The 24,171-nt window shown below is 56.1% G+C and carries 12 protein-coding genes; 5 read left to right on the top strand and 7 right to left on the bottom strand.

All coding sequences use genetic code 11. The features are described from left to right. Positions 1 to 3: 3 nt before the first annotated feature. From LUQ43_RS12975 to LUQ43_RS12950, 6 genes are all read right to left on the bottom strand, one after another. Entirely contained in the window at positions 4 to 1,806 is a 1,803-nt protein-coding gene (locus LUQ43_RS12975) for a DUF3344 domain-containing protein (RefSeq protein ID WP_299968437.1), read from the bottom strand. Between the two features lie 120 nt (positions 1,807 to 1,926). Further along, positions 1,927 to 2,808, bottom strand: a complete 882-nt coding sequence (locus LUQ43_RS12970; RefSeq protein WP_299968435.1) for a hypothetical protein — start codon at positions 2,806 to 2,808, stop codon at positions 1,927 to 1,929. Between the two features lie 592 nt (positions 2,809 to 3,400). Next, on the bottom strand, positions 3,401 to 3,736 hold the full coding sequence (locus LUQ43_RS12965) for a hypothetical protein (RefSeq protein ID WP_299968433.1): 336 nt from the start codon (positions 3,734 to 3,736) through the stop codon (positions 3,401 to 3,403). Between the two features lie 457 nt (positions 3,737 to 4,193). Continuing rightward, positions 4,194 to 4,427 (bottom strand): hypothetical protein, encoded by a 234-nt coding sequence (locus LUQ43_RS12960; protein WP_299968431.1) that lies wholly within the window; start codon positions 4,425 to 4,427, stop codon positions 4,194 to 4,196. A gap of 1,357 nt (positions 4,428 to 5,784) precedes the next feature. Continuing rightward, positions 5,785 to 7,863: a PAS domain S-box protein gene (locus tag LUQ43_RS12955; RefSeq protein ID WP_299968429.1), complete on the bottom strand. Its 2,079-nt coding sequence runs from the start codon at positions 7,861 to 7,863 to the stop codon at positions 5,785 to 5,787. 108 nt (positions 7,864 to 7,971) lie between these two features. Next, positions 7,972 to 8,343 (bottom strand): helix-turn-helix domain-containing protein, encoded by a 372-nt coding sequence (locus LUQ43_RS12950; protein WP_299968427.1) that lies wholly within the window; start codon positions 8,341 to 8,343, stop codon positions 7,972 to 7,974. A 184-nt stretch (positions 8,344 to 8,527) separates the two neighbouring features. Here LUQ43_RS12950 and mcrB point away from each other — a divergent pair, with 184 nt between their 5' ends. The 5 genes from mcrB (at position 8,528) to LUQ43_RS12925 (ending at position 14,732) form a co-directional block, all read left to right on the top strand. Next, positions 8,528 to 9,832 carry a coenzyme-B sulfoethylthiotransferase subunit beta gene (mcrB, locus tag LUQ43_RS12945; protein ID WP_299968425.1) on the top strand — a complete coding sequence of 435 codons (1,305 nt, stop codon included), beginning with the start codon at positions 8,528 to 8,530 and terminating at the stop codon, positions 9,830 to 9,832. Between the two features lies 1 nt (position 9,833). Next, positions 9,834 to 10,334 (top strand): methyl-coenzyme M reductase operon protein D, encoded by a 501-nt coding sequence (mcrD, locus tag LUQ43_RS12940; RefSeq protein ID WP_299968423.1) that lies wholly within the window; start codon positions 9,834 to 9,836, stop codon positions 10,332 to 10,334. Continuing rightward, positions 10,331 to 11,098: a coenzyme-B sulfoethylthiotransferase subunit gamma gene (gene mcrG, locus LUQ43_RS12935; RefSeq protein WP_299968421.1), complete on the top strand. Its 768-nt coding sequence runs from the start codon at positions 10,331 to 10,333 to the stop codon at positions 11,096 to 11,098. Before mcrD ends, mcrG begins: the two co-directional genes overlap by 4 nt. A gap of 6 nt (positions 11,099 to 11,104) precedes the next feature. After that, positions 11,105 to 12,814, top strand: coding sequence for a coenzyme-B sulfoethylthiotransferase subunit alpha (gene mcrA, locus LUQ43_RS12930; protein WP_299968419.1), 1,710 nt, complete (start codon positions 11,105 to 11,107; stop codon positions 12,812 to 12,814). Between the two features lie 358 nt (positions 12,815 to 13,172). Continuing rightward, positions 13,173 to 14,732, top strand: coding sequence for a hypothetical protein (locus LUQ43_RS12925; RefSeq protein WP_299968417.1), 1,560 nt, complete (start codon positions 13,173 to 13,175; stop codon positions 14,730 to 14,732). 515 nt (positions 14,733 to 15,247) lie between these two features. On the opposite strand, the gene LUQ43_RS12920 is transcribed toward LUQ43_RS12925, so the two are convergent. Further along, complete coding sequence (locus tag LUQ43_RS12920; protein ID WP_299968448.1) at positions 15,248 to 24,160, bottom strand: DUF3344 domain-containing protein; 8,913 nt, start codon at positions 24,158 to 24,160, stop codon at positions 15,248 to 15,250. Positions 24,161 to 24,171 lie beyond the last annotated feature (11 nt).

The following is a 24,171-nucleotide window of genomic DNA, read 5'->3' as shown; positions in this document are numbered from 1 at the left end:
GCCTTATACCGGGAAATCATAACGGCCCTGGACAATGTTGTTGTTCCGGTTGTTGTCCCGGACTGCTCCGGCTTCATCCACGGTGACCTTCAGCTCGTGGGAGCCTGGTGTGGTAAAGACGGGGATTTGGACCGGCACTGAGGAATGTGCCCTGACTCCCGCATCTATCTGTTTTCCGGCAATCTTTTCGCCGTCAAGGTACACGGTGACCGTGAAGGCCGGGGCATCGCTCCCGCCATTGTTGGTGATCGTCAGGGGAATGGAATACTCCTGTACCCCGTCAACGGCACCCACAGGTGCGATGATTGCGGGGAGGGCAAGGACAACCGCAAGGACAAGCACGAGTGCCGGGGCGGCTGACAGGGGCCGGCGGCCCCGTACGAACAGGAGTGTACCGATCGCCGCAATGATCGGGATGGCGGACAGGGGCGATTTTGTGGGAACCGTACCGGCAGCATCCTCTTTGTGAACCGGTGAACCCACGGACACGGAGAGATCGGGGGGCGTCCCGACTGCTAGTTCCCGCGAGACTGCGTTGTTATCCGGCCGGGAATCCGCGGCAGCCGTCACTTCAGCGGACAGGGTGTGCGTTCCCGCTTCTGCATTCCAGGGAACACGCACTATGGCAATACCGCTTTTTGGGATCTGCACCTGCGTGGTGTTGATGATGTTTCCATCTACCCTGAAAGTGACGGGGACCAAATCCTGCGGGAGCGCGCCATAACTCCGGACTTCAACGCTGATGATGGCGGATTCTCCCGTGTATGCATTTTCCGCATTAAGGTTCCCGCTTGCAAGATCACTATTTGCAGTACTGCCGGGTCTTGTCAGCGTGAGGAGCGCGATAACGGGATGGATGTAATCCTCTCCTTCCGGGGAATCGCCGTTCGTGTCGATGACACCATCCCCGTTCAGGTCAAGGCCCCGCATGAACTGTACGGTGTTTGTATCCTGTACCTGGGATGTGACATTGAATGTTTCCCTGTCGGTATACCGTGACGGGATACCGGTACCGCCTTCGGCATTGAAGGAGACCTCGTCGCCGATATCGGTGACATTGGTCCCGTTCATGACCCGGGTGGGGATCCCGAGCGAACGGCCATTAAACCGGACATAATCCGGCTGGCCTTTTCCCCCGGCAAGGAGAAGGACCGAGAGGTTGGCCCGGGTGATACCCGCCGGGGCGGCATTGGTGAAGGTGATATTGGTTTCTTCATGCTTCGTCGGGTTGGTCCCGGCCCAGCCTTCGCCATGGAGGTTCTCGTTGCCCTCCGCGATCCAGTACTGGGTTGACTCCCCGGATTTCGGATCGTCGACTACCGCAACAACAAGGATGCCGTATACCCGGCCGTCCAGTTTGTTGCCAGGATCATTCTTGCTTGTCGTGACGGTGATAACATTATCACCCTTGTTGAGAAGAGCGGTCGTGTCGTAGGCGATCCAGTAGATGCCGTGGCCCGATTCGTAGAGTTCCCGGTTCTGGTCACGATCGCCATTCAACAGGTACCGGACTTTCTTTATGTTATTGATGGTCAGGTCTGCCCACCCGGTATATTTTTCTGTGCCGCCCCAGACCCCGGTGTACACCCGGGCATACCGCGGGGTGGACGGCAGGGTGAACTGGAGTTCGTACGGGGGATTGTCAAGGCCGTAGTTCCCGAACGTGAGAACGTCGCCGTTTACCGTCCCCTGTGCGGTTACGGTAAGAGGGAGACCTTCGAAATCGTAGAGAGCCGATACCGGGCACATGACGATACCCAGTGCCAGCAAGGAGAGGAGAACCGTTACTGGTGTTGAACGTACCATGGATACCATCCCGAAAAAGGAACCATTTCATTATACCTGCTATAATAATTCAAATAAAGATTGTGATTTTGTTGTAATAAGTAATATTGTTTTGATTTTCGTGATACCAATACATCAGAATCAGGATTCTTCTGCTCCCGTGGCCAAAGAGAGTACGGTACCCTTGCGCGCCCCTGCCACCTGCCGGTCAGTGTAATCGTACTGGGAGATTTTTCCTATGATTACATGGAACATGTCGCTGTGCCGGTGATTATACCGGATGGCCAGTTCCTGTATAAAATCCGGGATCTGTGAACGTTCCAGGTACCGGTGACGGGACCAGCTGGTCTGGGCAAAACGCCAGAATACCGTGAGCGGCGGCCAGGTTCCCCGGTTTTTTGGTGTGTAGATGACGGTTTCCTGGTTGCAGCGATCCGGATAATAGGCAATGAGGCCCTGATACTGCTTCTCGCAGGCATCGATGAAGAGGACGGTACTGCGGATCGACCATGGAATCTCCATCTGGATGATCAGATCCGGAAATGGGGTTTCATATCGTTCGATCTCGATACTCTCGGCATGAATGCGGATACCGAAGACGACCGGATCCGCCCGCGATCCAGTATGGTGCTGCAGAATATTTCCCTCGGTTGAAAGATCCGGTTCGGGTATGGCCTGCCCATCAATGATTGCGAGGCGGATACGTCGATAGATCCTGTTCACCATCGCGCTCTCCATGTGCAGCTGCGCGACTGCTTCATCCGGGGAAATGTCATCGGCAAACATCCTGATCATACGGATGAACTGCAGGTAGGTGATATGCGTGTTCTCGATAATGCTTCCCCGTCGGAGACCCCAGGTAAAGCCACAGTCGCTGCACCTGCTCCGGCCCCGGCTGGCGGATGCCACCCGGGTACTGCCGCATAGGATGCAGGGCTGAACGGCCCGGAGGATGCCGGTACCTATCAGGAACTCCTTTGCAACGGATTCGTTGCGTATCAGGTTCTCACTGGTGACTCTCATTTTTTAGTATCCCGTTCCACGTTTCTGTTTATTGGTAATAAGTTATATTTCATTTTTTACACTAAGTAATACTTTTTAAAAAAAAGTCTTACATCCTATATATATTCTTTTAAAACGACCGGGTCCGGATTGTACTGCCGAGTGCCATTGCAACCGGCATTGGTAGTGCACAGGAATATTCGTGGTAAGGGAACACAGGGCAGGACAGTTCGGGGGGTCGCGTGGGTGCAGGATGTTGAAGGGAATGATAGCAAGGGATATTGTGAAAAAGATCCACCGATCCACCCCGCGCCATTTCTCCGGCCAGCCAGATCTCCGGATTGTAAACCGATCCTCCACCGGGGAGGTCCTGTATTGACATTTTTCCGGGATATTATCCCGCTCCGATTGCCGAAATACCCCCAATTCATCCCCATTTCGGAATTACTGCACGCTAATTCGCAAAAAAGTGCGACTATCAGAAAACCGACCTTTCATAATGGGCTCCGATTGGCAAACGGGGCGTTTTCAGGGCAGTTATTTTTCAGGCGGGCCCGGGGTTTTTCTGAATCGGAAAAAGGAAAGATGGATATGAAAACAGGAATACCGGATTTCAGAACTCTTCTGCGATCCCGTATCCCCACCGGTAGAGCGTTGCAATGGGATCAGATTTTGGAAACAGGTTGCAGATCAACCCTTTTCCCCGCAGGAACTGCTCTGCCGTTGTTGGCGAAACCGGAATGATCTTCTCCTTGATTGACCTGCTGGTCGACCAGAGATGAAGGTAGAATGTAGTCCTCTTTTCAACATCCATATGGAAATAAAGATCCTTGCCCTGCCGCTGGATATCTGCGGCCTGCCGGGCGGGTCGCGGAGCGGCATAAAGGCATTCATCATGGCGTGTGTCCACCGTGATCTTCCTGCTGCCATCGTACAGTTGTGTTTTCATGAAATCCACTCCTGTTGTCGGGGATCATTTTCCCCAATGAGCCCGACAACGATGCTTGAGTGTAACTATTTTCGTCGAAAGTGCGGGTCTTGCTGGATAGCCAGAAATACCCTGTATCGTATATGGGGGGCCAACATTCTTATATTTTTTCATTTTTGTATGATAAAATATGTAAAAAATTAAAATATGTATTACAGACAGCCGGGGGGTTTCAGGTGATTCTACCGGGGCATCAGATCCAGACCATAGACCCACGAAGAAGAGGAGCCTCACAATTAACCTATGAGGTACTATCTGATAACTCTCCAGCTAAAAAGCACTATACGGATCTGGTAACGGAGCCGACACCGCCGCTCGCTCCGGTATCTCTAAAATATACAATTACAATAAGGGATTCCGGACGTCCGGCAATGTGTCAGGATTTGTATTCACGGGTACGGTCGCGATCTTGACGGTATCAATCCCTTTCTTCGCAGTCAAGGTTTACAAGGGCTTTGATCTCCCTGGAGCTTCCAAGGACAATGAAAATTTCAAGGTGTTTATTCCAGGTAATGGATCTCTGGATAGATGTCCGAATGATCTTTTGGTGTTTGTATCTGTAATCAGAAATCTCTGCCATCAGATTGTCATCCCGGCAATTGTAGAGCGCCGTGATTGCGCCATAACGTTCACCATCGCTGTCAGAAAGCACTGGTTGTTGGTATTATAGATCCGGATGGCAACGCGGACTCCTTCTGAACGGGAGGTGTATTTTCTGAAACTCAGTATCTCATTAAATCGTCAAGCAGATTTTTCGGGAGAGATATTCCAAGCCGGGAAAGATCGTCATCAGGGGTCATGATCGTATCTGTTCTCTGTTTATGGTCTTCAATAATATGAAATTTTTAAAATTTGTAATACAATGAATTAAAATTTGCATTATAATCCGCGGGTTCTATGAGAAAATCGCTATCCCGCAGATGCACCCCCTGTCGGTACTCGGGGCTGAATCAGGACGATTAAAAAAATTATTTTCATACGAAAATTCAGAACATCAGATCTCTTACAAATCAGTAATCGAATCAAAAAAGAGAACTATCGGGTATATGCACACCGGTCTTTTATTATCACTTACGCCAACGCTCCTTCACCCTGATATGGAAACCGGTGTGCAGCCATCCGATCTGTCCATGATCGATCTTATCCGTGTGCAGCGGATTTTTTCCCTTACGGTACTGGATACTCCATTGAATGCTGCTCGCATTATCCTCGGTCTGGGGTTTGGAAGAGATCTTATGCTCTCTATAGGGACGTGGGAGTCGTACTCGTTGAATTGCAGACTCTGCTCCTGGGAGATACACCTCCGTTCATGTGTCCCGGGGAGCCCTGTGCCCCCGTGGACGTGGGTCGTTGATGGAAGGATTGTTCCATTCGAACAAACGGGTTGACTGTTTTTTTGTCAGCCCCGTTTCTTGGGTTTGCAGGAAATGCATATCAACTTTCTGATTCGTATCAAATATTACAATAATTTTAAATTTTTGTAATACTTTGACGGGCTTCAGTTCCTCAAATAATTCCCGTGCATATCTGCACCCCCTTCGAAGTTCGGCATTTTACCCCCCGATTCACCTCGTCGGGATTTTACAAACCCCTCCGACATTGAGGAGGAGAAGAATTACCCGGCTGCCCGGGGGCAGGTCCGTAATATACCCTTTTTGAGGGACTAAATCGCCAAAAAGAGGGACTAAGTATTTCGATTCCTGTGCAATATGGTCGGATCGGGTGATCCGGACCTTTTGCGGGCCCCGGCAAATCCGCAAACAGCGCTAATTGAGGCGAGGATCGGTTGATGAATCGGGCGGCAGTCAGAAAAAGCGGAGGTGAACCCTATTTTGACCCCCCTTTTTCCCGGGGTAGTATCAGTTCCGGGCAGTCTGCCCGAATAACGGATTTTCACCTTAGGATCTGCCCGGGTTGAGGGCCCGTAATGAACCGGAAATGATGGGCTGTTGGCAAGATCCCCTGGCAGGGAGTCCTGCAGCGTCTCGTGGAATCCCGGATCTGTTTTTTTATCCGGCAGGGCTGTGCAGTATTTCAGCTTTGCCGACCGGGCTTGTGATCCGGAATTTCCCCGATGGAACGAGCATCTCAAAACGGACGCCGGAACCCGGCTCCCCGGTCTCGGTGATGGTGATCCCGGTTATGGCAAGAATCTCCCGGGTAAGATACAGTCCGAGACCGGTATTTTTACCAAACCCCCGGTCAAAGATCTTTTTCTTTTCAGCATCGGGGATCCCGACACCGTTATCTTCGAAGACCAGAATCATGCCATTACCAGAATCCCTGCAATGGATGCGGATTCCCGTTGTGTGTTCCCCGTGGCGGAGGGAGTTGTCGATGAGGTTGAAAAAGATCTTTTCAAGCAGGCGATCGGCAAGAATCTCCAGACCCCCGGTCTGGACTTCGCAGGTCACCCTGCCCAGGGGAATCTGCGCAATGGAATCTGCAACAAGGTGCGGAATATTCTGCCACTCGGGAGCCCGGATCCCGATATCCTGGAAATCCCTGGTGAACAGGATCTGCTGGTGGATCTGTTGGATAACCCGCTCCTGACGCTCCAGGTAATCCTGCAGGGTTGCATCGTCGGTCTGGGACCGGGCAAGGGCGGTATATCCCTGTAATACCTGGACCTGGTTGAGGATATCGTGCCGCGTGATGGAGTACATCAGCTGGAGCTTCTTATTGGCAAGATCGAGAGCAGAAGAATAGTGCCTGAGTTCGGCATTCTGGGATATGATATGCCCTTCAAGGGTTTTTTGTGCGGATACATCCCGGAACAGCACCTGGGTGGCGCGGGTGTCCTGGTAGCGGACCGGTGAAAATGCAGCATCGGCAACGATCGTACTGCCAACGGGATCCATGATGTGGTATTCGCGCCGGGGGAGCGGGATACTGCCCGCAAGGGTAAGCCGGGACTGGGCATCGATATCCGATCCCTGATCGGCTCCAAAGAAGGAAAAGAGGGATTGCTGTCGGGTCTCTTCCGGGGAATTTTTCCGGAATAACCGGAGTGCCGCAGGGTTGACAAAAAGGATCTTCCCGTCATCGTGAATGATCAATGCGTCCGGCAGGGATTCAACCAGGTTCCGGTAATTTCTCTCGCTGTCCTGGAGAAGCAGGTGCTCCTGCTGCTGCTCCTCGAAGGTCTGCCGGAGTTCTTCTTCAGCAGCTGCCAGTTGTTCGTTCCGCTGCATGAGTTCCGCGTTTTTACGGGCAAGCAGATCGCGGTCTCTCTTCCGTTCGTCAATAATTTGTTTCCTGGCCGTAATGTCCCGGATCGATTCTATGACTCCGGTGACTTCACCATCAGCATCATACAGCAGCGATGCCGTCTCCCACAGTTCGAGTTTCCTGCCGTCGGGAAGCGAAGCCTGGCATTCGCCGATCAGGACATTTCCCTCTTTTTTTCTCACCCGGTAATAACGTGCCAGGTTGTCATTGTCAGGATTTATCAGAAGATCCGCAACAAGGGGCCGTTTCTTCCCAAAAAACGGAATGGTATATTCATAATCTCCTTTCCCCATCACGTCGGATGCCATGACACCGGTCATCTCTTCGGTGGCACGGTTCCACATGATCAGCCGGCCCTCCCTGTCCATGGCGATGGTTGGATCGGGCAGGAAATTGATGAGCTGCTCTACCCTGCGCTTTGATTCCCTGACCGAGCGTTCGGCCCGGCATTGCCGGACTGCCTGGCGGATCTTGTGCACCAGTTCCGCATACTGGGCTTTTGCATCATGCCCTTTCTGGAGGTAGAAGGTTGCACCATTATTGAGGGCTTCGATGACCACCTCTTCCCTCCCGCGCCCGGTAAAGAGGATGAACGGGAGTGTATTACCTTCGGATCGCAGGTGTTTCAAAAAATCAATGCCGTTCATCTCCGGCATCTCATAATCGGAGACAATTGCATCGTACATATTTAAAGAGAGACAGTGCTGTGCGGCCCGGGCAGATGCTGCGGTATCTACCATGATATTCTCAGATTTTGTCAGGAATATCCTGCCCAGTTCGAGAAGAGCAGGTTCATCATCGACAAGCAGTATCCGGATTCCCGGTGAAATACAACAAACCCCCCGTACGGGTAGCATAAATTGCTACGATATTCTCTCTTTTTATGCTTATTACAATTATAGGTTTCTATTTGAACAGAATACGAATTCCCGCGTGAAATTGCAGAATTGTCCCAGGAATCAGGATTATATGTCCGGAGCATGGGCAAGTTCCGGTTTCCGGTAACTCATGTAGAGCTGGTTATGCTGCTTTGCCCACTTCAGCAGGGGCCCGATCGCCACCCGCAGATCCCGCCCGTGGTCCGTGAGCGAGTACTCTACCCGCGGGGGGACCTCCGAATAAGCAATCCGCTGGATCAGGCCGGTATCCTGGAGATCCTTTAACACATCGGCCAGCGACTTGGGACTGATCTCCCCGCAGTCCTTCATGATCTCTGAGAATCGCATGGAAGGCCTGCGGCCCAGCTCTGATATGATACAGATCGCCCACTTCTTTGAGATGGTGGGCATGATGCCCCGCAGGCAGCAGAGGCAGAGGTGGTCGCTTTCTTCCTCCATAGTTACTGCATTGCTATAAAGTTTATACTATTAATAATTCTGGCACATTTGTAATATGAAATCATAAGAATTTTTCAATTGGTGCTATTATGTATTGCAAGATATCGCTACGACCACTGACCGCTGCCCGCATGCCGAAACAGTACGGCTCACCGGCAGCCGGAACTCGCGGGAGGGGATGAGCATGGCGCATTACACTGAAACTATTGACCTCTACTCTGATGAAGGGAAACTGCTGAAGAGTAACGTACAGCTGCACCGCATCAGCCCGCTCCTGAATCCTGCAACACGGAAGATCGTTGACCTGACAAAAAGGACGATCAACGTAAACCTTGCCGGTATCGAAGAGGCGTTAAAGACCGCAAAACTCGGCAAGGGCCGTATCCCAGGTCGGGAACTCGATCTCCCGATCATGGAACGAAAAGATGCGCTCATCGAGAAGATAACATCGATGGTGCAGGTAGAAGACGGGGATGATACGGATATCCTGCAGTTCAATGGCGGCAAGCTCCTGCTCGTGCGGGCACCGACCCTCCGTTTGACCGGGGCGTCGACATATGATGCCGCCATCACGGCTGTTGCCTCCGCAGTGACCTACGCAATCGTGGACGAATTCGACATTGACGCGTTCAATGCCTCGACCGTCAAGGCAGCCGCCTGGGGCAGTTACCCCCACACGCAGGACATGGAAGGAGCTCTTGTCACCTCGATTCTCACCATCCCCCAGAACAATGAGGGGATCGGGTATGCGCTGCGCAATATCAGCGTCAACCACTTCGTGATGATGACGAACCGGAACGCCCTCCAGGGGGCTGCCCTCTCATCAACGTACGAGATGGCCGGCGTCTTCGAGATGGGCGGGGCCATCGGCCCGTTCGAGCGCAACCAGCTCCTCTGCTATGCGTACCAGGGGCTGAATGCCAACAACATGGTGTACGATATCGTGAAGGAGAACGGGCAGACCGGTACCGTCGGTTCCGTTGTCCAGTCGCTCGTTGACCGTGCGGTCGAGGACCGGGTCATCACACCCGGGAAGAAAGGCGGGTACTTCCAGTTCTATGACACGAAGGACCCGATGCTCTGGAACGCGTACGTCTCGGCCGGCACCCTTGCGGCAAGCATCGTCAACTGCGGGGCCGGCAGGTTCGTGCAGGCAGTCTCGTCCACGCTCCTCTACTTCAATGACCTGATTGAGCACGAGACCGGCCTTCCCGGTGCGGACTTCGGCCGCGTGATGGGAACTGCCGTCGGGTTCTCGTTCTTCAGCCACTCGATCTATGGCGGAGGCGGCCCGGGTATCTTCAACGGCAACCACGTGGTCACCCGCCACGCGTACGGCATGGCGATCCCCTGTGTCGTTGCCGCAGCCGCGATGGATGCCGGCACCCAGATGTTTGCACCGGAAGGAACCTCAAAGGTCATGGGCGAGACTTACGGGAAGATGGACGTCTTTTCAAAACCGATCCACCAGATCGCGCAGGTGGTCTGACATGCAGGAGACCGTAACCTATCCCCAGTGCCGCATCGTCCCGATGCGCCTCCTCTCCCCGGACACCACAAAAAGGCTGCTTGAGAAGATTGTCAGGGTGCCCGCCATCCGCAGGATACTCCTGAACGGCCAGAACATCCCCCTCACCGTCCCCTATGGCCCGGCGCGGGGCACGGAGAACAAAACGAACCTGCGTAAGACCATCGAGATCGCCGGCAACACCGTGGATCTCCACGTGCTGGTCGGCACCATTACTCTCGAAATCGAAGACAAGACCGTGATTGAACAGATCCGTGCGATCTGCGATGATTTCTTTGTGGACTTCCCGTGTTCTGTCCAGGAAGGGCGGTTCATGAAGTCGCAGCCGAGCCTTGTCGACTATGCAAAGTACGGTCCGCAGGCAGACCCGTCCGTGATCGGTCTTGTGGACCCGAAACGGAAGGAGAAGCCGTCGTTCATCCATCCCCTGGGCGACAGGGTCTGCGGGGGGTGCGAACTGTGACCGCACGTACACACCAGTACGGGCCGGGGACATCGATCATTGCAATCAACCGGCGAAAACAGATGGACCCCGGGCACAAGCTCACCGTCATGCGGAGTATCACGGACGAGGACATCGTGCTTCTCCTTGGCCACCGGGCTCCCGGCGCGAGCTTCAAGACCATGCATCCACCGCTCTCTGAGCAGCAGGAGCCGGACTGCCCGATGCGCTTTCTCGTGAAACCCACGGAAGGGGCAAAGCACGGCGACCGGGTCCGGTACGTCCAGTTCGCCGACTCCATGTTCAACGCCCCCTGCCAGCCGTACCAGCGGACCTATGCCGAGATGTACCGTTTCCGGGCCATCGATCCCGGCACCCTCTCGGGCCGGCAGATTGTCGAATGCCGCGAACGGGATCTCGAACAGTACTGCCGGCTCCTGATCGAGACCGAGATGTTCGATCCCGCGCTCGTGAGCCTCCGCGGAGCCACGGTTCACGGCCACTCGCTGCGGCTTTCGGAGGACGGGATGCAGTTCGATGCACTCCAGCGCTGTGTGCTGGGAAAAGACGGGATGGTCCGGTACGTGAAAGACCAGATCGGTCTCCCGCTCAACCGCCAGGTGGAGGTGGGAAAACCCCTCGACCAGAAATGGCTCAGGGAACATTCCACGATCTTCCACTGCCTGGTGGGTACGGCCCTGCGCGATGATGCCGAGTATGTCGAATACCTGCAGCGGATCCACACGCTGCGGACACGCTATGGCTTCATGCCAAAGGAGGCCTGAACGATCATGACATCCGTAGAGCATTCCCAGAAACAGTTCTTAAAAGCACTCAGAGAAAAATTCAAAGGACAGGATGTCGAATCGCAGAAGACCGAGTTCTATAAGTTCGGCGGCGTCCGCCAGTCTCCCCGGAAACGGGAGTTCATGGAGGAGACAAAGAAGATCGTGGCGGATCGCGGGATCTCGATGTACGATCCCGAGCACTGCCACCTGAACGGCATCCCGATGGGCCAGCGGCAGCTGATGACCTACGAGGTCTCGGGCACCGGTACGTTCGTTGAAGGCGACGACCTCCACTTCGTGAACAACTCGGCCATGCAGCAGATGTCGGACGAGATCAAGCGGACGATCATCGTGGGCATGGACATTGCCCACAACACGCTCCAGAAACGACTCGGGAAGGAAGTGACGCCTGAGACCATCAACGAGTACCTCCACATCTTAAACCACGCGATGCCGGGCGGTGCGGTCGTGCAGGAGCACATGGTCGAGACCAATCCCGGCCTTGTGGATGACTGTTATGTCAAGGTCTTTACCGGGAACGACGAGGTTGCGGACGATATCGAGCCGCAGTACCTGCTCAACATCGAGAAACTCTTTCCTAAAACGCAGGCCGAGGCACTCAAGGCCGAGATCGGGAAATCAATGTACCAGGCCATCCACGTCCCGACCATTGTGGTACGGACATGCGATGGCGGCACCACAAGCCGGTGGTCTGCGATGCAGATCGGGATGTCCTTCATTGCCGCATACCGTACATGTGCGGGAGAGGCGGCGGTGGCCGATCTCTCGTTTGCGGCCAAGCATGCCGGTGTGATCCAGATGGGATCGCACCTGCCGGCCCGCAGGGCACGCGGACCCAATGAGCCGGGCGGGATCAAGTTCGGGATGTTCTCGGATATGGTCCAGGCCGACCGGAAGTACCCGGACGACCCGGCCCATGCGGCACTCGAAGTGGTGGCGGCGGGTGCTGTTCTCTTCGACCAGATCTGGCTTGGCTCCTACATGTCGGGCGGTGTCGGATTCACGCAGTACGCGACTGCGGCATACACCGACAATATCCTCGACGACTTTGTCTATTACGGCATGGATTACGCCAAGGACAAGTACAAGTATAATTTCCGTGAGCCGGGACCTGACAAGGTGATCAGGCCCAACCAGGATATCGTCAACGATATCGCGACCGAAGTGACGCTCTACAGCATGGAGCAGTACGAGAAGTTCCCGACCCTGATGGAGGACCACTTTGGCGGCTCCCAGCGGGCGGCCGTGATCGCCGCTGCATCCGGGATTTCCACGTCCCTCACCACCGGCAACTCGAATGCCGGCCTGAACGCATGGTATCTCTCGATGATCATCCACAAGGACGGCTGGTCGCGGCTCGGGTTCTTTGGCTACGATCTCCAGGACCAGTGCGGGTCTGCGAACTCGCTCTCGATGGAGCCGGACCGGGGCGCCATGGGCGAACTCCGGGGCCCGAACTACCCGAACTACGCGATGAACGTGGGCCACCAGGGAGAGTATGCGGCGATAGTAGCCAGCGCTCATCTGGGCCGGGCCGATGCCTTCTGTTTCGATCCGCGGGTGAAGATCACGTTTGCAGATCCCTCGCTGAAGTTTGATTTCTCACAGCCAAGGAAGGAATTTGCAAAAGGTGCGATCCGCGAGTTCGATCCGGCCGGCGAGCGGTCCCTGATCATACCGGCACGGGGATAATTTTCCGGCCGGTGCACGTCCCTTTTTTGTTTCAGGTTTTGAAAATTGTGGAGTTTTCCACCTGGTGTCCGTTCTGCTGGCTGTTGATATTCGCCAGATACGGCGGTGTGCCTTCCTGCAGCTGAAGGTGAACACCGAACGGACGATGCATGCATCTGTCCTGTCTCCCGGAATGATGATTCAGGCAGGACACCTGTCGGATCCTGGATGAAGGGATATCAGGATGTTCCGGGTGCCTGCCCGGGATAAAAAACGGTAATCTTTTAGCAATATACTATGATTATGTAATACTTAATAAAACAAATTGGAGAATACTCATACTATGGATCTTCCGGTATTGCTGCACGGAGAACAATGGGTGGTGCAATCAAGGGACGTGACGGTCCGGGAGATCCCGTTTCATGCATATCTTACGAACCGGCGGGTGATCCTGCAGTCCCCCCATGATCAGCGTATCAGGGACAAGGAGCTCGCGCTGGATCGTGTTGAGGGACTTGAATCCCTGGCAAACGATGCAGGTGAGCCCGTGCTTGCTATCAGTGCGAAGACTCCCTCTGTGGAGAGCCGGAGACTGTTCATCACGTTTGCCGGCAAACCATCCGGACGATTGAGAACTGATGAACGGGATGCCTGGCACCGGTATCTCTTCAGTATCCTGAATGTTCCTGCAACGGCAACATCCCGTACCCCGGTTGAGCGTGCTGCCCGTAACGATGAGGACCGGCGCGTCCGGTACGATCCCGGGAAACTGGTGTTCAGCCCGGGAATCTGCGATGCGGGAGATCCATCCCCAAAGAAGAAAGAGGTGCGTCTGGAGATCCGTGGTGTCCCAAAAAGCGATCAGGGTTGCCATTTCCCTCCGGGAATACCCGGGCCATCCCCGGAAATACTCCGGCAGTCCCCGCCCGTATCCCGTCCACCGGATCGTACCCGGCAGCTGCCATCATCTCATCCCGGCGCACCCCGAACGGTTCGCCCCATGGCATCATCCGGTGATGGCTCGTTCTTCTGCACAACCTGCGGGGGCCGGGTCCGGGCCGGTTCGCGGTACTGCGATCGCTGCGGGGCAAAAGTCATCCCCCCGGACCCAGTACTTCCGGCATCTCCCTCCGATCTCCCGCCATCTCCTGCCAATACCAGCAGCCTGCCGGGAATGGCCGGGGATTCGTACCCGCAGGTCAAGGATACCGGCCTGCATCTCCAAACCGGCGAACGGGGCCGGGGGGGATATGGCGCAGTTCCCCCCGTCAGGTCTGAAACGGGTACCGATGACGTTGATGCCAGGAGAAATCTTCCCTCCCCGGAACCCATGAGGAAAAAATCCGTGTTCCCTGCATTCCGGAAGAGTTCCTCATCCGAGAGTCGCGATACGGCCAGCCTCCCGGTCCCGCGAGAGCGAGGCCGCAGGTCGCACCGATCCCGTATTGCAATTTCCCTTGTTGCCGCGATTATGGTGATCTGTGTCATTGTGGGAGTGGTTGCTCTCGTTTCCCCGGGTGACTTTTCCAGGGCGCTCAGTGGGATTGTTCCTGTTGGGGTATCCGTCAATGGGACGGTGACTCCCACCCCGGCTGTTGCCGGTAATGCCGTGCAGGGCTCCCCCATGGTGAAATCCGGGGAGACCCGCGTACAGAATGCCGTTTCATCGGTATCCCCGGTGGGGATATCATTAAAGATACAGTATTCCGGGCCCTGGTCGGGATCCTACGACATGGTGGATTCCAAGCAGGCTGTCGAGGGTACGGGAGAAAAAATTTTCACGGTGGAGAATGTCGAAGATTCGGTTACTGCGAACATCAAAAAAGAGGATACTTCTTCGAATAATCTTGTTGTCGAATTATACCGGAACGGAGAAATGATCGCCACCGGCCATACAACGGAACCCGGGGGCCAGGTTACGGTATCGGGCTCGATCTGATCGTAAGTACGTCTCTTTTTAGTGTAAGGATATTCACGGGGGTCAACCCCCCTGTCCTGTTCAGAGAGGAATAAAAATGGGCCGTAACAGGAGTTCTCCGGAGTCGGATTAGGATCTTTTATCAACGTCCCGATCCGGACAGGGCCCCCATCATTTGTTGCAGCGGTAGCCCGGTTGGGAGGATGTCACCCCCGGCATACCAACACTCACATCAGGACTCTTCGCCCGTCAGCTTCCATGACGCGACAAGAAAAAAAATGGTGATTCCTTAATTAAAGCCACCAGTAAATTTTTGTTTCAGGTTTTTAAAGCAATCGTATACGCAATATATCAGACGTTCTTGGGGGCTTTGGTTTCACCTCCGCCCCCGCGGCCCCAAATTGCGATGACGACGTATCCCCTATTACCGACCTCTTCCCATCATAATGCGCCCCGTCCCCCTCGGGGGCCTGGTGGCGCAAGAGGGGGGTATGGTATAAATTAGTGGCTCATATTGAGGAAGCATCAAAAAAAAATTAATCTTCCCGGAAGAGGGCCGGGTTCTGCCGGCGTTCCCACCAGCGTTTGCCGATGACGACACCCATGATGACGATGACGATCCCCCCCACTGCCACAATGAGTGCAGGCAGGGGGAGTGACGGGGTGGTTTCCGGACCGGTGGCCGGTGCAACGGTGGTCTCGGTGGGGGCGAGTCGCTGAACGTCCGCGGATACCTGGGCTGCGGTGCTTCCCGCGATAGCGGGTTTGACCGACAGAAGCGTGAACGTACAGAGGCCGTTCGGAGATTCTGCCCGGAAGGTCAGGTATCCGGTATCAAGATCATATCTGCTGAACGTGGTGGTGAGGAGTTCCGCGACACCTTCGTCGCTGACACGGAAGATTCGGATCTGGCTGACCCCCCCGTTATCGGTTACCCACTTCTGCGGGGCTGTCATCTCAATAACACCATCTTTTGTGACGCCGATCCGGTCATCCTTCTCAACACTCATCGCATAGGCAACGGACGACACGTCCAGGCCCTGCCCGGCAAGATCCGTCCGGTAAGACGCAATTACCGTATCGGGAATCGTGCTGATAAGACCCGTACTGATCTTCCCGCCACCGTCGGGATCGCTCACGATCTCTGCACTCCACGATGCTTTGGCACCCGGCATGGATTCCGTCTCAACGATGAGGGGAGTGACAGAGACTCTGCCCTTCGCTGAGATCGTGGTTGTCTTAAACACCGTGTTTGTGTCAAACGGGGCGAGCTGGGCATAGTCGTAAACCTTCCCTTTCTGGTTATCCGTTGTTGTCTTGGAGCTGCTACTGCTGCCCCCCGATGACGAGCTGCTGTCACCTGATGAACTGCTGCTGGATTCACTCGTGGTGGTTGTCGTGGTTGCCGTGGTTGCCGTGGTTGCCGTGGTTGCCGTGGTGATCGATGAGACCGAGGCGAGCGAGAAGACCGAGAGACCCTTAGGGGAGACCACGGTGAGGATGTAGTTCCCTGAGGCATCGGTACCGGTCAGTGTGGGTGTCAGGATCTCGGTGGTGCCATCATCGGCCTGACGGAGGACCTTGATGTCGTCGAGTCCACCGTTGGCAGCGACCCAAATCGGGCTGACCGTCAGGGTCAGGGTGGCGGACTGGATGATCCCGCCGTCCCCGTGATTGGCCAGGTTGGTCTTTTCGATGTTGATGGTGTACGCGATATTGTCGATCTGTTTCCCTTCCGAACTGGCGAAGAGCGTGAACGCGCTCTGGGCCGTGCTGTCCGGCTCCTTTGTTATCGTCTGCGTGATGGCGGAGGTTGTACCGGGCATCTCGCTCAGGTTCAGGGCGATCTGGACCGTCGGGGTACCGACCGATTCGATCGGCACGGTGACCGGTTCGGTCACGGCCTGGACCGCCACGACAGTGCCGTTGATGGTTGTCGCGCCGGTCTCCGTGTCGGTCATGGTGATGACGAGCGATGACCAGCTGCTTGTGTTGCTGATCGTCACAACATTGCTGGAGGTAGTGACATTGGCACTCGTGGTGTCGATGGTCACGTTCTGGCCGGTCCCGGTGGTGGTGGTCGTTACTTCACTGACCACGAAGGCGTTGCTCTCAACAACCGGTGCTATCACGGTAATGTACGCGGACTTCACTTCGCTGTCACTTCCCGCAGTGTTCGTTGCTGTGAGACTGACCGTGAACGTCCCGTTGGCGGTGTACGTGTGAACCGGGCTCTGCACCGTGGAGGTGCTGCCATCGTCGAACTCCCAGGACCATTCTGTCGGCGTGTTGGTGGAGGCGTCTGTGAACTTCACCGTCATCGGCTTGTCGCCTTCCGTCTTGTTGGCCTTGAAGGCCGCGACCGGTGCTGCGGTCGGCGCGGTTGCTGCCGTGACCGTGATGTAATCCGTTCTCACCCGCGTGTCGCTGCCGACTGCATTCGTTGCCGTGAGGTTGACGGTGTAGGTGCCGGCGGTTGTGAACGTGTGGACCGGGCTCTTCTCAATAGAGGATGAGCCGTCGCCGAAGTCCCAGGACCAGCTGGTTGGCGAGTTGGTCGAGGCATCCGTGAACTTTACGGTGAGCGGGGCATAACCGGCGGTGACGTTTGCCGTGAACGCTGCTACGGGTTCCGACACCGACGAGGTATATTCCACAATCAGAATCTGCTGGAGAGCATCCATCCCGCCACTGCTCGTACCCTGGATCGCGGCTTCATTGCCGGTGGCAGCCAGGAAATTCTTCACGTCAAATACCTGGGCACCTGCACTGCTCGAAGTTCCCTGCCAGGCATTTGTTCCTACCGTGTTCCCGTTGAAGAACAGGTTGCCTTCATCAGGCCCGGCACTTCCGGCGAAACTATACAGGGTGGCGTTCTTAACGGCTGCCGTGTTGATGGTCATATCGGTGAAGGGTGCGTAGGCGGTTGCTTCTTCCAGGGTGGTCCCATACGTGGTCTCGGAATACAGCAGTTCATCGCATTCTTCGTTGATGAAGATCTGTTTCCGGGTTGCTGTCGGGTCGCTGTAGATAACGACCAGCGTGCTCGGATAGAGTGCGTTCTTCCCGACACCTTTTGTCATGACCAGGCTGTTTCCCCCGGTACTGAACCGGCTGGTAACATCATACCGGTACAGGCCGTACCTATAGTTGGCATATGAGCCGAAGTTGCTCTTATCGGTATAGAGGAGTCCACCCGACAGGGTGTTGTCGTTGAATTGTGCCGTCCAGTCCGGGACGCCGCCCGATGTGGTGTCCCAGTTGTAGGTGATGTAGAGGAAGACGGTGTCAATGGTTGCATCGCTGGGGAGGGCGAGATCGCTTGCGCTCCAGGTCTCGGTCCTTGTTTTCCACCCGACCGCCTTGTATGCATCTGATGACTGGGTGGAATAGATCAATCCTCCGTTAAGGTCAAAGGTCTTCTGTGTTGTGATGTTACTGCCGCCTTCCCAGTACAGTTTTCCTTTGTACCCATTGTATCTGACCGATTTTTCGTCGCTGGTCGCCGCGTTGTTGGTCTCACTTGTCTCCGCCACGAGATTGTCCGGGTCCACTTTTGCCGTGTAGGTTACGGTTCCCCCTTCGAGGTTCCTGACTGTCGGGTCGGTAACGGAGAGGTCGGTGGTTCCTGAACCTGCGAGAGTGGCGACGGTGGTGGTGTTGACCGGCACCGTGGTGCTGACGTCGCTTGCATACAGCGCCACTTTGATGTTCGTAAGGGTGGCAGTCCCGGTGTTCGTGATACCGGGGATCGTGACGATATTGGGCTCTTTTGCAAAGACCGCTACCTGGGGTACCGTGTCAACGGTCCCGGTAATGGCGAGGTCGTTCGTTCCCGCACTGCTGATTGTGATGTGACCGGTCTTGTTCTCATAGTCACTGCCCGCCGCGTTGGTGGCGGTGAGGTTGACGGTGTAGGTGCCGGCTGCGGCGTAGGTATGGACCGGGTTCTTCACTGTGGCGTTGGTGGTGTTACTGTCACCGAAGTCCCAGAGCCACGATGTCGGCGTGTTGGTGGAGGTGTCGGTGAAGGTGACCGTGAGCGGTGCGGAGCCGGATACCGGGCTCGCGGTGAACGCGGCGACCGGGGCTGCCGAGGGGGTGGTACCGGAGGTGGATGTTACGGCAAGGGTTGCAAGGATGGTCTTGTATGAGGTGGAGGTGTTATGCAGATAGGTAAAACTGGTATCACTGCCTGCATTCAGGAAGGTACTGGCATTCCATTCATTCACTGCAAAGGAGGGCAGGCCACTTCCCTGGCGGGAGAGAGTGTTGCCGTTGAGGGTATAGATGGCGTCCTGCGAGGAGAGGCCGACATTTTTGAGGGTTGCATTGGTCCAGCCGGATGTGAGCGAACCCGTGGCAAACGTCGTGGTTACGGCACTGCCGGATGATGTCTGGAAATCGTGGCCGTCGTTCACCCAGTACTGCACCTGGTCGGAGTCGCCGTCATTATAGGCAACAACGAGCGTGAGGGTCTTGAGCCGGCCGTCAAAGGCCGAACTGTTCAGGTTCTGCGTAACGATCTGTGCATTGACCGTATTGGCATTGATATACGGGGTTACGTCATAACAGATCAGGTAATCCGAGTACTGCCGGTTTACATGGTCGTTGACCGGGTACACATCCGCTGCGCCGGTTGCCGGGATGGCAAGCATCTCGGTGCCGAGCGCAGTCTCGTAGGTGCCATCCCCATTGCCGTCAAATGATACGACTGCCTGGCCGGCACGGTTGTCAGTACCTGAGGCATAGACCGCGGCATAGAGCCGGGCCCACGGGATACTGGTGTGTGCCGGGATGGTGTATGCCTGTGTGAAGGTCCTCAGGCCGGGGGTGGTCGACTGGCTGCTCCACGCGACCGGCTGGTATGCACCCACGTACAGGTCGCCGGATACCGTGCCGGACTGCGCGGTAGTCAGCCGTTTGGGGCCGGCGGATACCGCGATGACATTCGGTTTTGTGATTGCTGAACTACCGCTGGCATTGGTGACGGTCAGTTTGACCGTGTAGGCGCCAGCGGTGGTGTAACTATATGTCGGGGACTGTTCGGTGCTGTCCACCGTCCCGTCGTTGTTGAAGTCCCATGACCATGCGGTGGGGGATGTGGCGGACTGATCGGTGAACTGGACGGAGAGCGGGGCCGGCCCTGCGGTTATGCTGGTGAGGAACGCGGCGACCGGTGGTGCGCCGCTGCCCGCCGTTGTCACGATGATGTGACCGGTCTTGTTCTCATAGTCACTGCCCGCCGTATTGGTGGCGGTGAGGTTGACGGTGTACGTCCCGGCCGATGCGTACGTGTGGACCGGGTTCTGGACGGTGGCGTTGGTGGTGTTACTGTCGCCGAAGTCCCATGCCCAGCTGGTCGGGGTGTTGGTCGAAGCGTCGGTGAAGACGACCGTCAGCGGTGCCGTGCCGGAGACCGGTGTCGCGCTGAACGCGGCGACTGGTGCAGTCCCGGTGGCAGTCGTGTATTTCACCGCAAGCGTTGCGAGGGTTGTCTTGAATGAACTGCCAGTCGCCGTGAACCCGAAGGTATTCGACGGTCCTGTGGTCAGGTTGCCGGTGACATCAAAGGAGTTGTACTTCCAGTAACTGCTTGATCCCAGGGTGGTTGGCGTGACGTTGCTGCCGGACGCCGGGAACGTATAGGTTGCATCCATGCTGGAGAACGCAACGTCCTTCAGCTCCGCGCTTGTCCACCCACTGGCGAGCGAACTCGTGTCAACGGCGGTTGAACTGCTCCCCGTCATCCAGTCGTTGCCATGGTTCACGAAGTACTTCACGACATCGCTGTCGCCATCGTTGTAGGCAACAACGAACGTGATCCCCTTGATCCTGCCGTCGAACGTATATCCCGGGAGTTCGGTATTCGTGACCGTGACAGCCGGGCTGGCGGAGGCGATCCTGTCGGTCACATCATACACTGCTTCGTAGTCCGAGTAGACCTTCATGACATGGTCGTTGACCGGGTAGGCATTCCCGTTCTTGTCGGCCCCCACGTTCAGGGTCTCGGTACCAAGAGTCGTCCCATCCATCAAGACTGTCGATGTCAGTCCATGGGTACCTGCTGCATTGGCCGCGTAAGAGGTGACATACAACCGTGCCCACTGGACCTTCCCGACAGCCGCTGCCGGCAGGGTGAATGTCGTGGTATTGGTTGTTGTCCAGGGACTTACGGAGTTCACGTAGAGGTCCCCGCTGACCGTGCCGCTCGAAACGGTTGCCAGGTAATCATGGGCAGTTGCCACGGCAAAGACGTGGGTCTTTGTTACCGCGTCGCTCCCTTCACCGTTGGTGGCGGTGAGCCGGATATCGTAGGTGCCCGCGGTTGCGAAACTATATGTCGTGTTCTTTTCTGTCGAGAACTGTGCCCATGTGCCGTTGTCAGCGATCCTGCTCTCCCATTTCCATGCGGTAGGGGTGTTGATGGAAGTGTCGTTAAATGTCGCGGAGACCGGGGCAAGCCCGTTGGTGGCAGCCGTGGTGAAGTTGGCGACCGGTGCGGCGCTGCCTCCCGGTGCGGTGACCGTGATATACCCGGTCTTTGCTTCACTGTCGCTGCCGGCTGCGTTGTTTGCGGTCAGGTTGACGGTGTAGGTGCCGGCTGCGGCGTAGGTATGGACCGGGTTCTGGACCGTGGCGTTGGTGGTGTTACTGTCGCCAAAGTCCCACGCCCAGCTGGTCGGTGAGTTGGTGGAGGCGTCGGTGAAGACGACCGTGAGCGGTGCGGTGCCGGATGTTGTGTCGGCCGTGAACGCGGCAACCGGTGCAATGGTTATCGATCCGGCACTTGCGGTGATGTAATCCGCCTGGACCGACGAACTGCTGCCCGCGGTGTTCGCTGCGGTCAGGTTGACGGTGTAGGTGCCGGCCGACAGGAAAGTATACGTCGCGTTCTGTCCGGTACTGTCAACGACGCTGTCGTTATTGAAGTCCCACGACCACGCGGTCGGAGAGTTCGTGGATGCGTCCGTGAACTCAACCGCGAAGGGCACCGTGCCGGACGTCACGTTCGATGAGAATGAAGCGACCGGTGCGGAGACCGTAGTGGCATATTCCACAACCAGGATCTGCTGGAGCGCGTCCATGCCGCCGCTTGCATCTTCCTGGATGGCGGCTTCATTGCCGGTGGGGGTTAAGTAGTTTTTCACATCAAAGGATTGTGCCGATGCGGTGCTGGAGGATCCCTGCCATGCAGCGGTTGCAACGGTAGCGCCGTTGAAGAGCAGGTTGCCTTCGGACGGCCCGGCGCTTCCCGCGAAACTGTGGAGGGTTGCGCTCTTGACGGCTGCCGTGTCAATCGTCATGCCGCTGAAGGGGGCGTAAGCAGTGGCCTCGCTCAGCGTGGTCCCGTAACCGGTCTCGGAATATCCCAGTTCATCGCATTCCTCGTTGATGAATATCTGTTTCCGGGTTGCCGACGGGTCGCTGTAGACGACAACCAGTGTGCTCGGATAGAGTGCGTTCTTCCCGGCCCCTTTGGTCATGACCAGACTGTTTCCCCCGGAACTGAACTGGCTGGTGACGTTATACCGGTACAGGCCGTATATATAGTTGGCATATGAGCCAAAGTTGCTCTTATCGGTATAGAGCATCCCGTTGGTAAGAGTGTTATCATTGAATTGTACCGTCCAGTCCGGGACGCCGCCCGATGTGGTGTCCCAGTTGTAGGAGATGTAGAGGAAGACGTTCTCAATGGTTGCATTGCTCGGGAGGGCGAGATCGCTTGCGCTCCATGTCTCGGTTCTTGTTGACCACCCGACCGCCTTGTATGCGGTTGATGGCTGGGTAGAATAGATCAATCCTCCTTTAAGATCAAAGGTCTTCTGTGTTGTGATGTTACTGCCGCCTTCCCAGTAGAGGCCCTTCCCCTTGTATCCGTTGTATTTGACCGATTTTTCGTCGCTGGTCGCCGCGTTGTTGGTCTCACTTGTCTCTGCTACGAGATTGTCCGGGTCCACGGTTGCCGTGTAGGTTACGGTTCCCCCTTCGAGATTCCTGATAGTCGGGTCGGTAACGGAGAGGTCGGTGGTTCCTGAACCTGCGAGAGTGGCGAGGGTGGTGGTGTTGACCGGCACCGTGGTGCTGACGTCGCTTGCATACAGTGCTACTTTGATGTTCGTAAGGGTGGCAGTCCCGGTGTTCGTGATACCGGGGATCGTGACAGTATTGGGCTCTTTTGCAAAGACCGCTACCGAGGGTACCGTGTCAACGGTCCCGGTGATGGCGAGGTCGTTCGTTCCCGCACTGCTGACCGTGATATACCCGGTCTTTGCTTCACTGTCGCTGCCCGCCGCGTTGTTTGCGGTGAGGTTGACGGTGTAGGTTCCTGCCGCTGCATAAGTATGGACCGGGTTCTGCACCGTGGCGTTGGTGGTGTTACTGTCGCCGAAGTCCCAGAGCCACGAAGTTGGCGTGTTGGTCGAGGTGTCGGTGAAGGTGACGTTGAGCGGGGCGGTGCCGGTTGTTTTATCGGCGCTGAACGCGGCCACCGGTGCAATGGTTATCGATTCGGCACTTGCGGTGATGTAATCTGCCTGGACCGATGAACTGCTGCCCGCCGCGTTGGTGGCGGTCAGGTTGACGGTATATTTCCCGGCCGACATGAATGTATAGGTTGCGTTCTGCGTGGTCGCATCGACCGTCTTGTCGTTATCGAAATCCCACGCCCAGCTGGTCGGAGAGTTCGTGGATGCGTCCGTGAACTCAACCGCGAAGGGCACCGTGCCGGACGTCACGTTCGCGGTGAACCCGGCAACCGGTGCGGATACCGAGGCACCCGGGTACTTGATCGCAATGGTCGCGAGCGTGGTCTTGAAAGACGGTGCTACATAGCTGTACTGGAAGACGCTGCTTGCAGCGGTGTTGACGGCGCTCGTTACCGACCACGTATGATTCTCGTAGTAGTTGATGGGTGCGACGGGGTCTGCACCCGCAAGGGATACCCCGTTGAAGGCATAGGTGGCATCACTGCTGGAGAGTGCAACGTTGCTTAACGTCGCGTTCGTGAACCCGTTGGCAATCCCGGCCGTGCCGAAAGTGGTGGACGAGCTTCCCGAATTGAACCAGTCCCCGCCGTGGTTGACGAAGTACCGGACCTGATCGGTATCGCCATCATTGTAGGCAACAACCAGCGTGACCGCCTTGAGCCGACCGTCATAAAGGCTTCCGGTCTTCTCGTTCTTTACGTGGACTGCCGGAGTCGTGGATGTGATCAGGCTCGTCACATCATACTCGGTCTCGTAATCCGAATAGACGCGGTTCGTGTGGTCGTTGAGCCAGTACACCTTGCCATCACCGGAATAGGAACTCATGCTCATGTTTTCCACGCCGAGGATGGTCTCGTAGGTTCCATCACCATTACCATCGAGCGAGATCGTGGTGCGGGAGGGCCAGTTGGCGGACCCGGAACCGGAGTAGACGTTGACGTAGAGGCGGGCCCACTGGATGTTCGTGAACG

This window comes from Methanoregula sp., from assembly GCF_028679125.1.
In the GTDB taxonomy this organism is placed as follows: Archaea; Halobacteriota; Methanomicrobia; order Methanomicrobiales; family Methanospirillaceae; genus Methanoregula.
The sequence above is the reverse complement of the archived record's forward strand: the minus strand, read 5'-3'. Positions and strand labels throughout refer to the sequence as shown.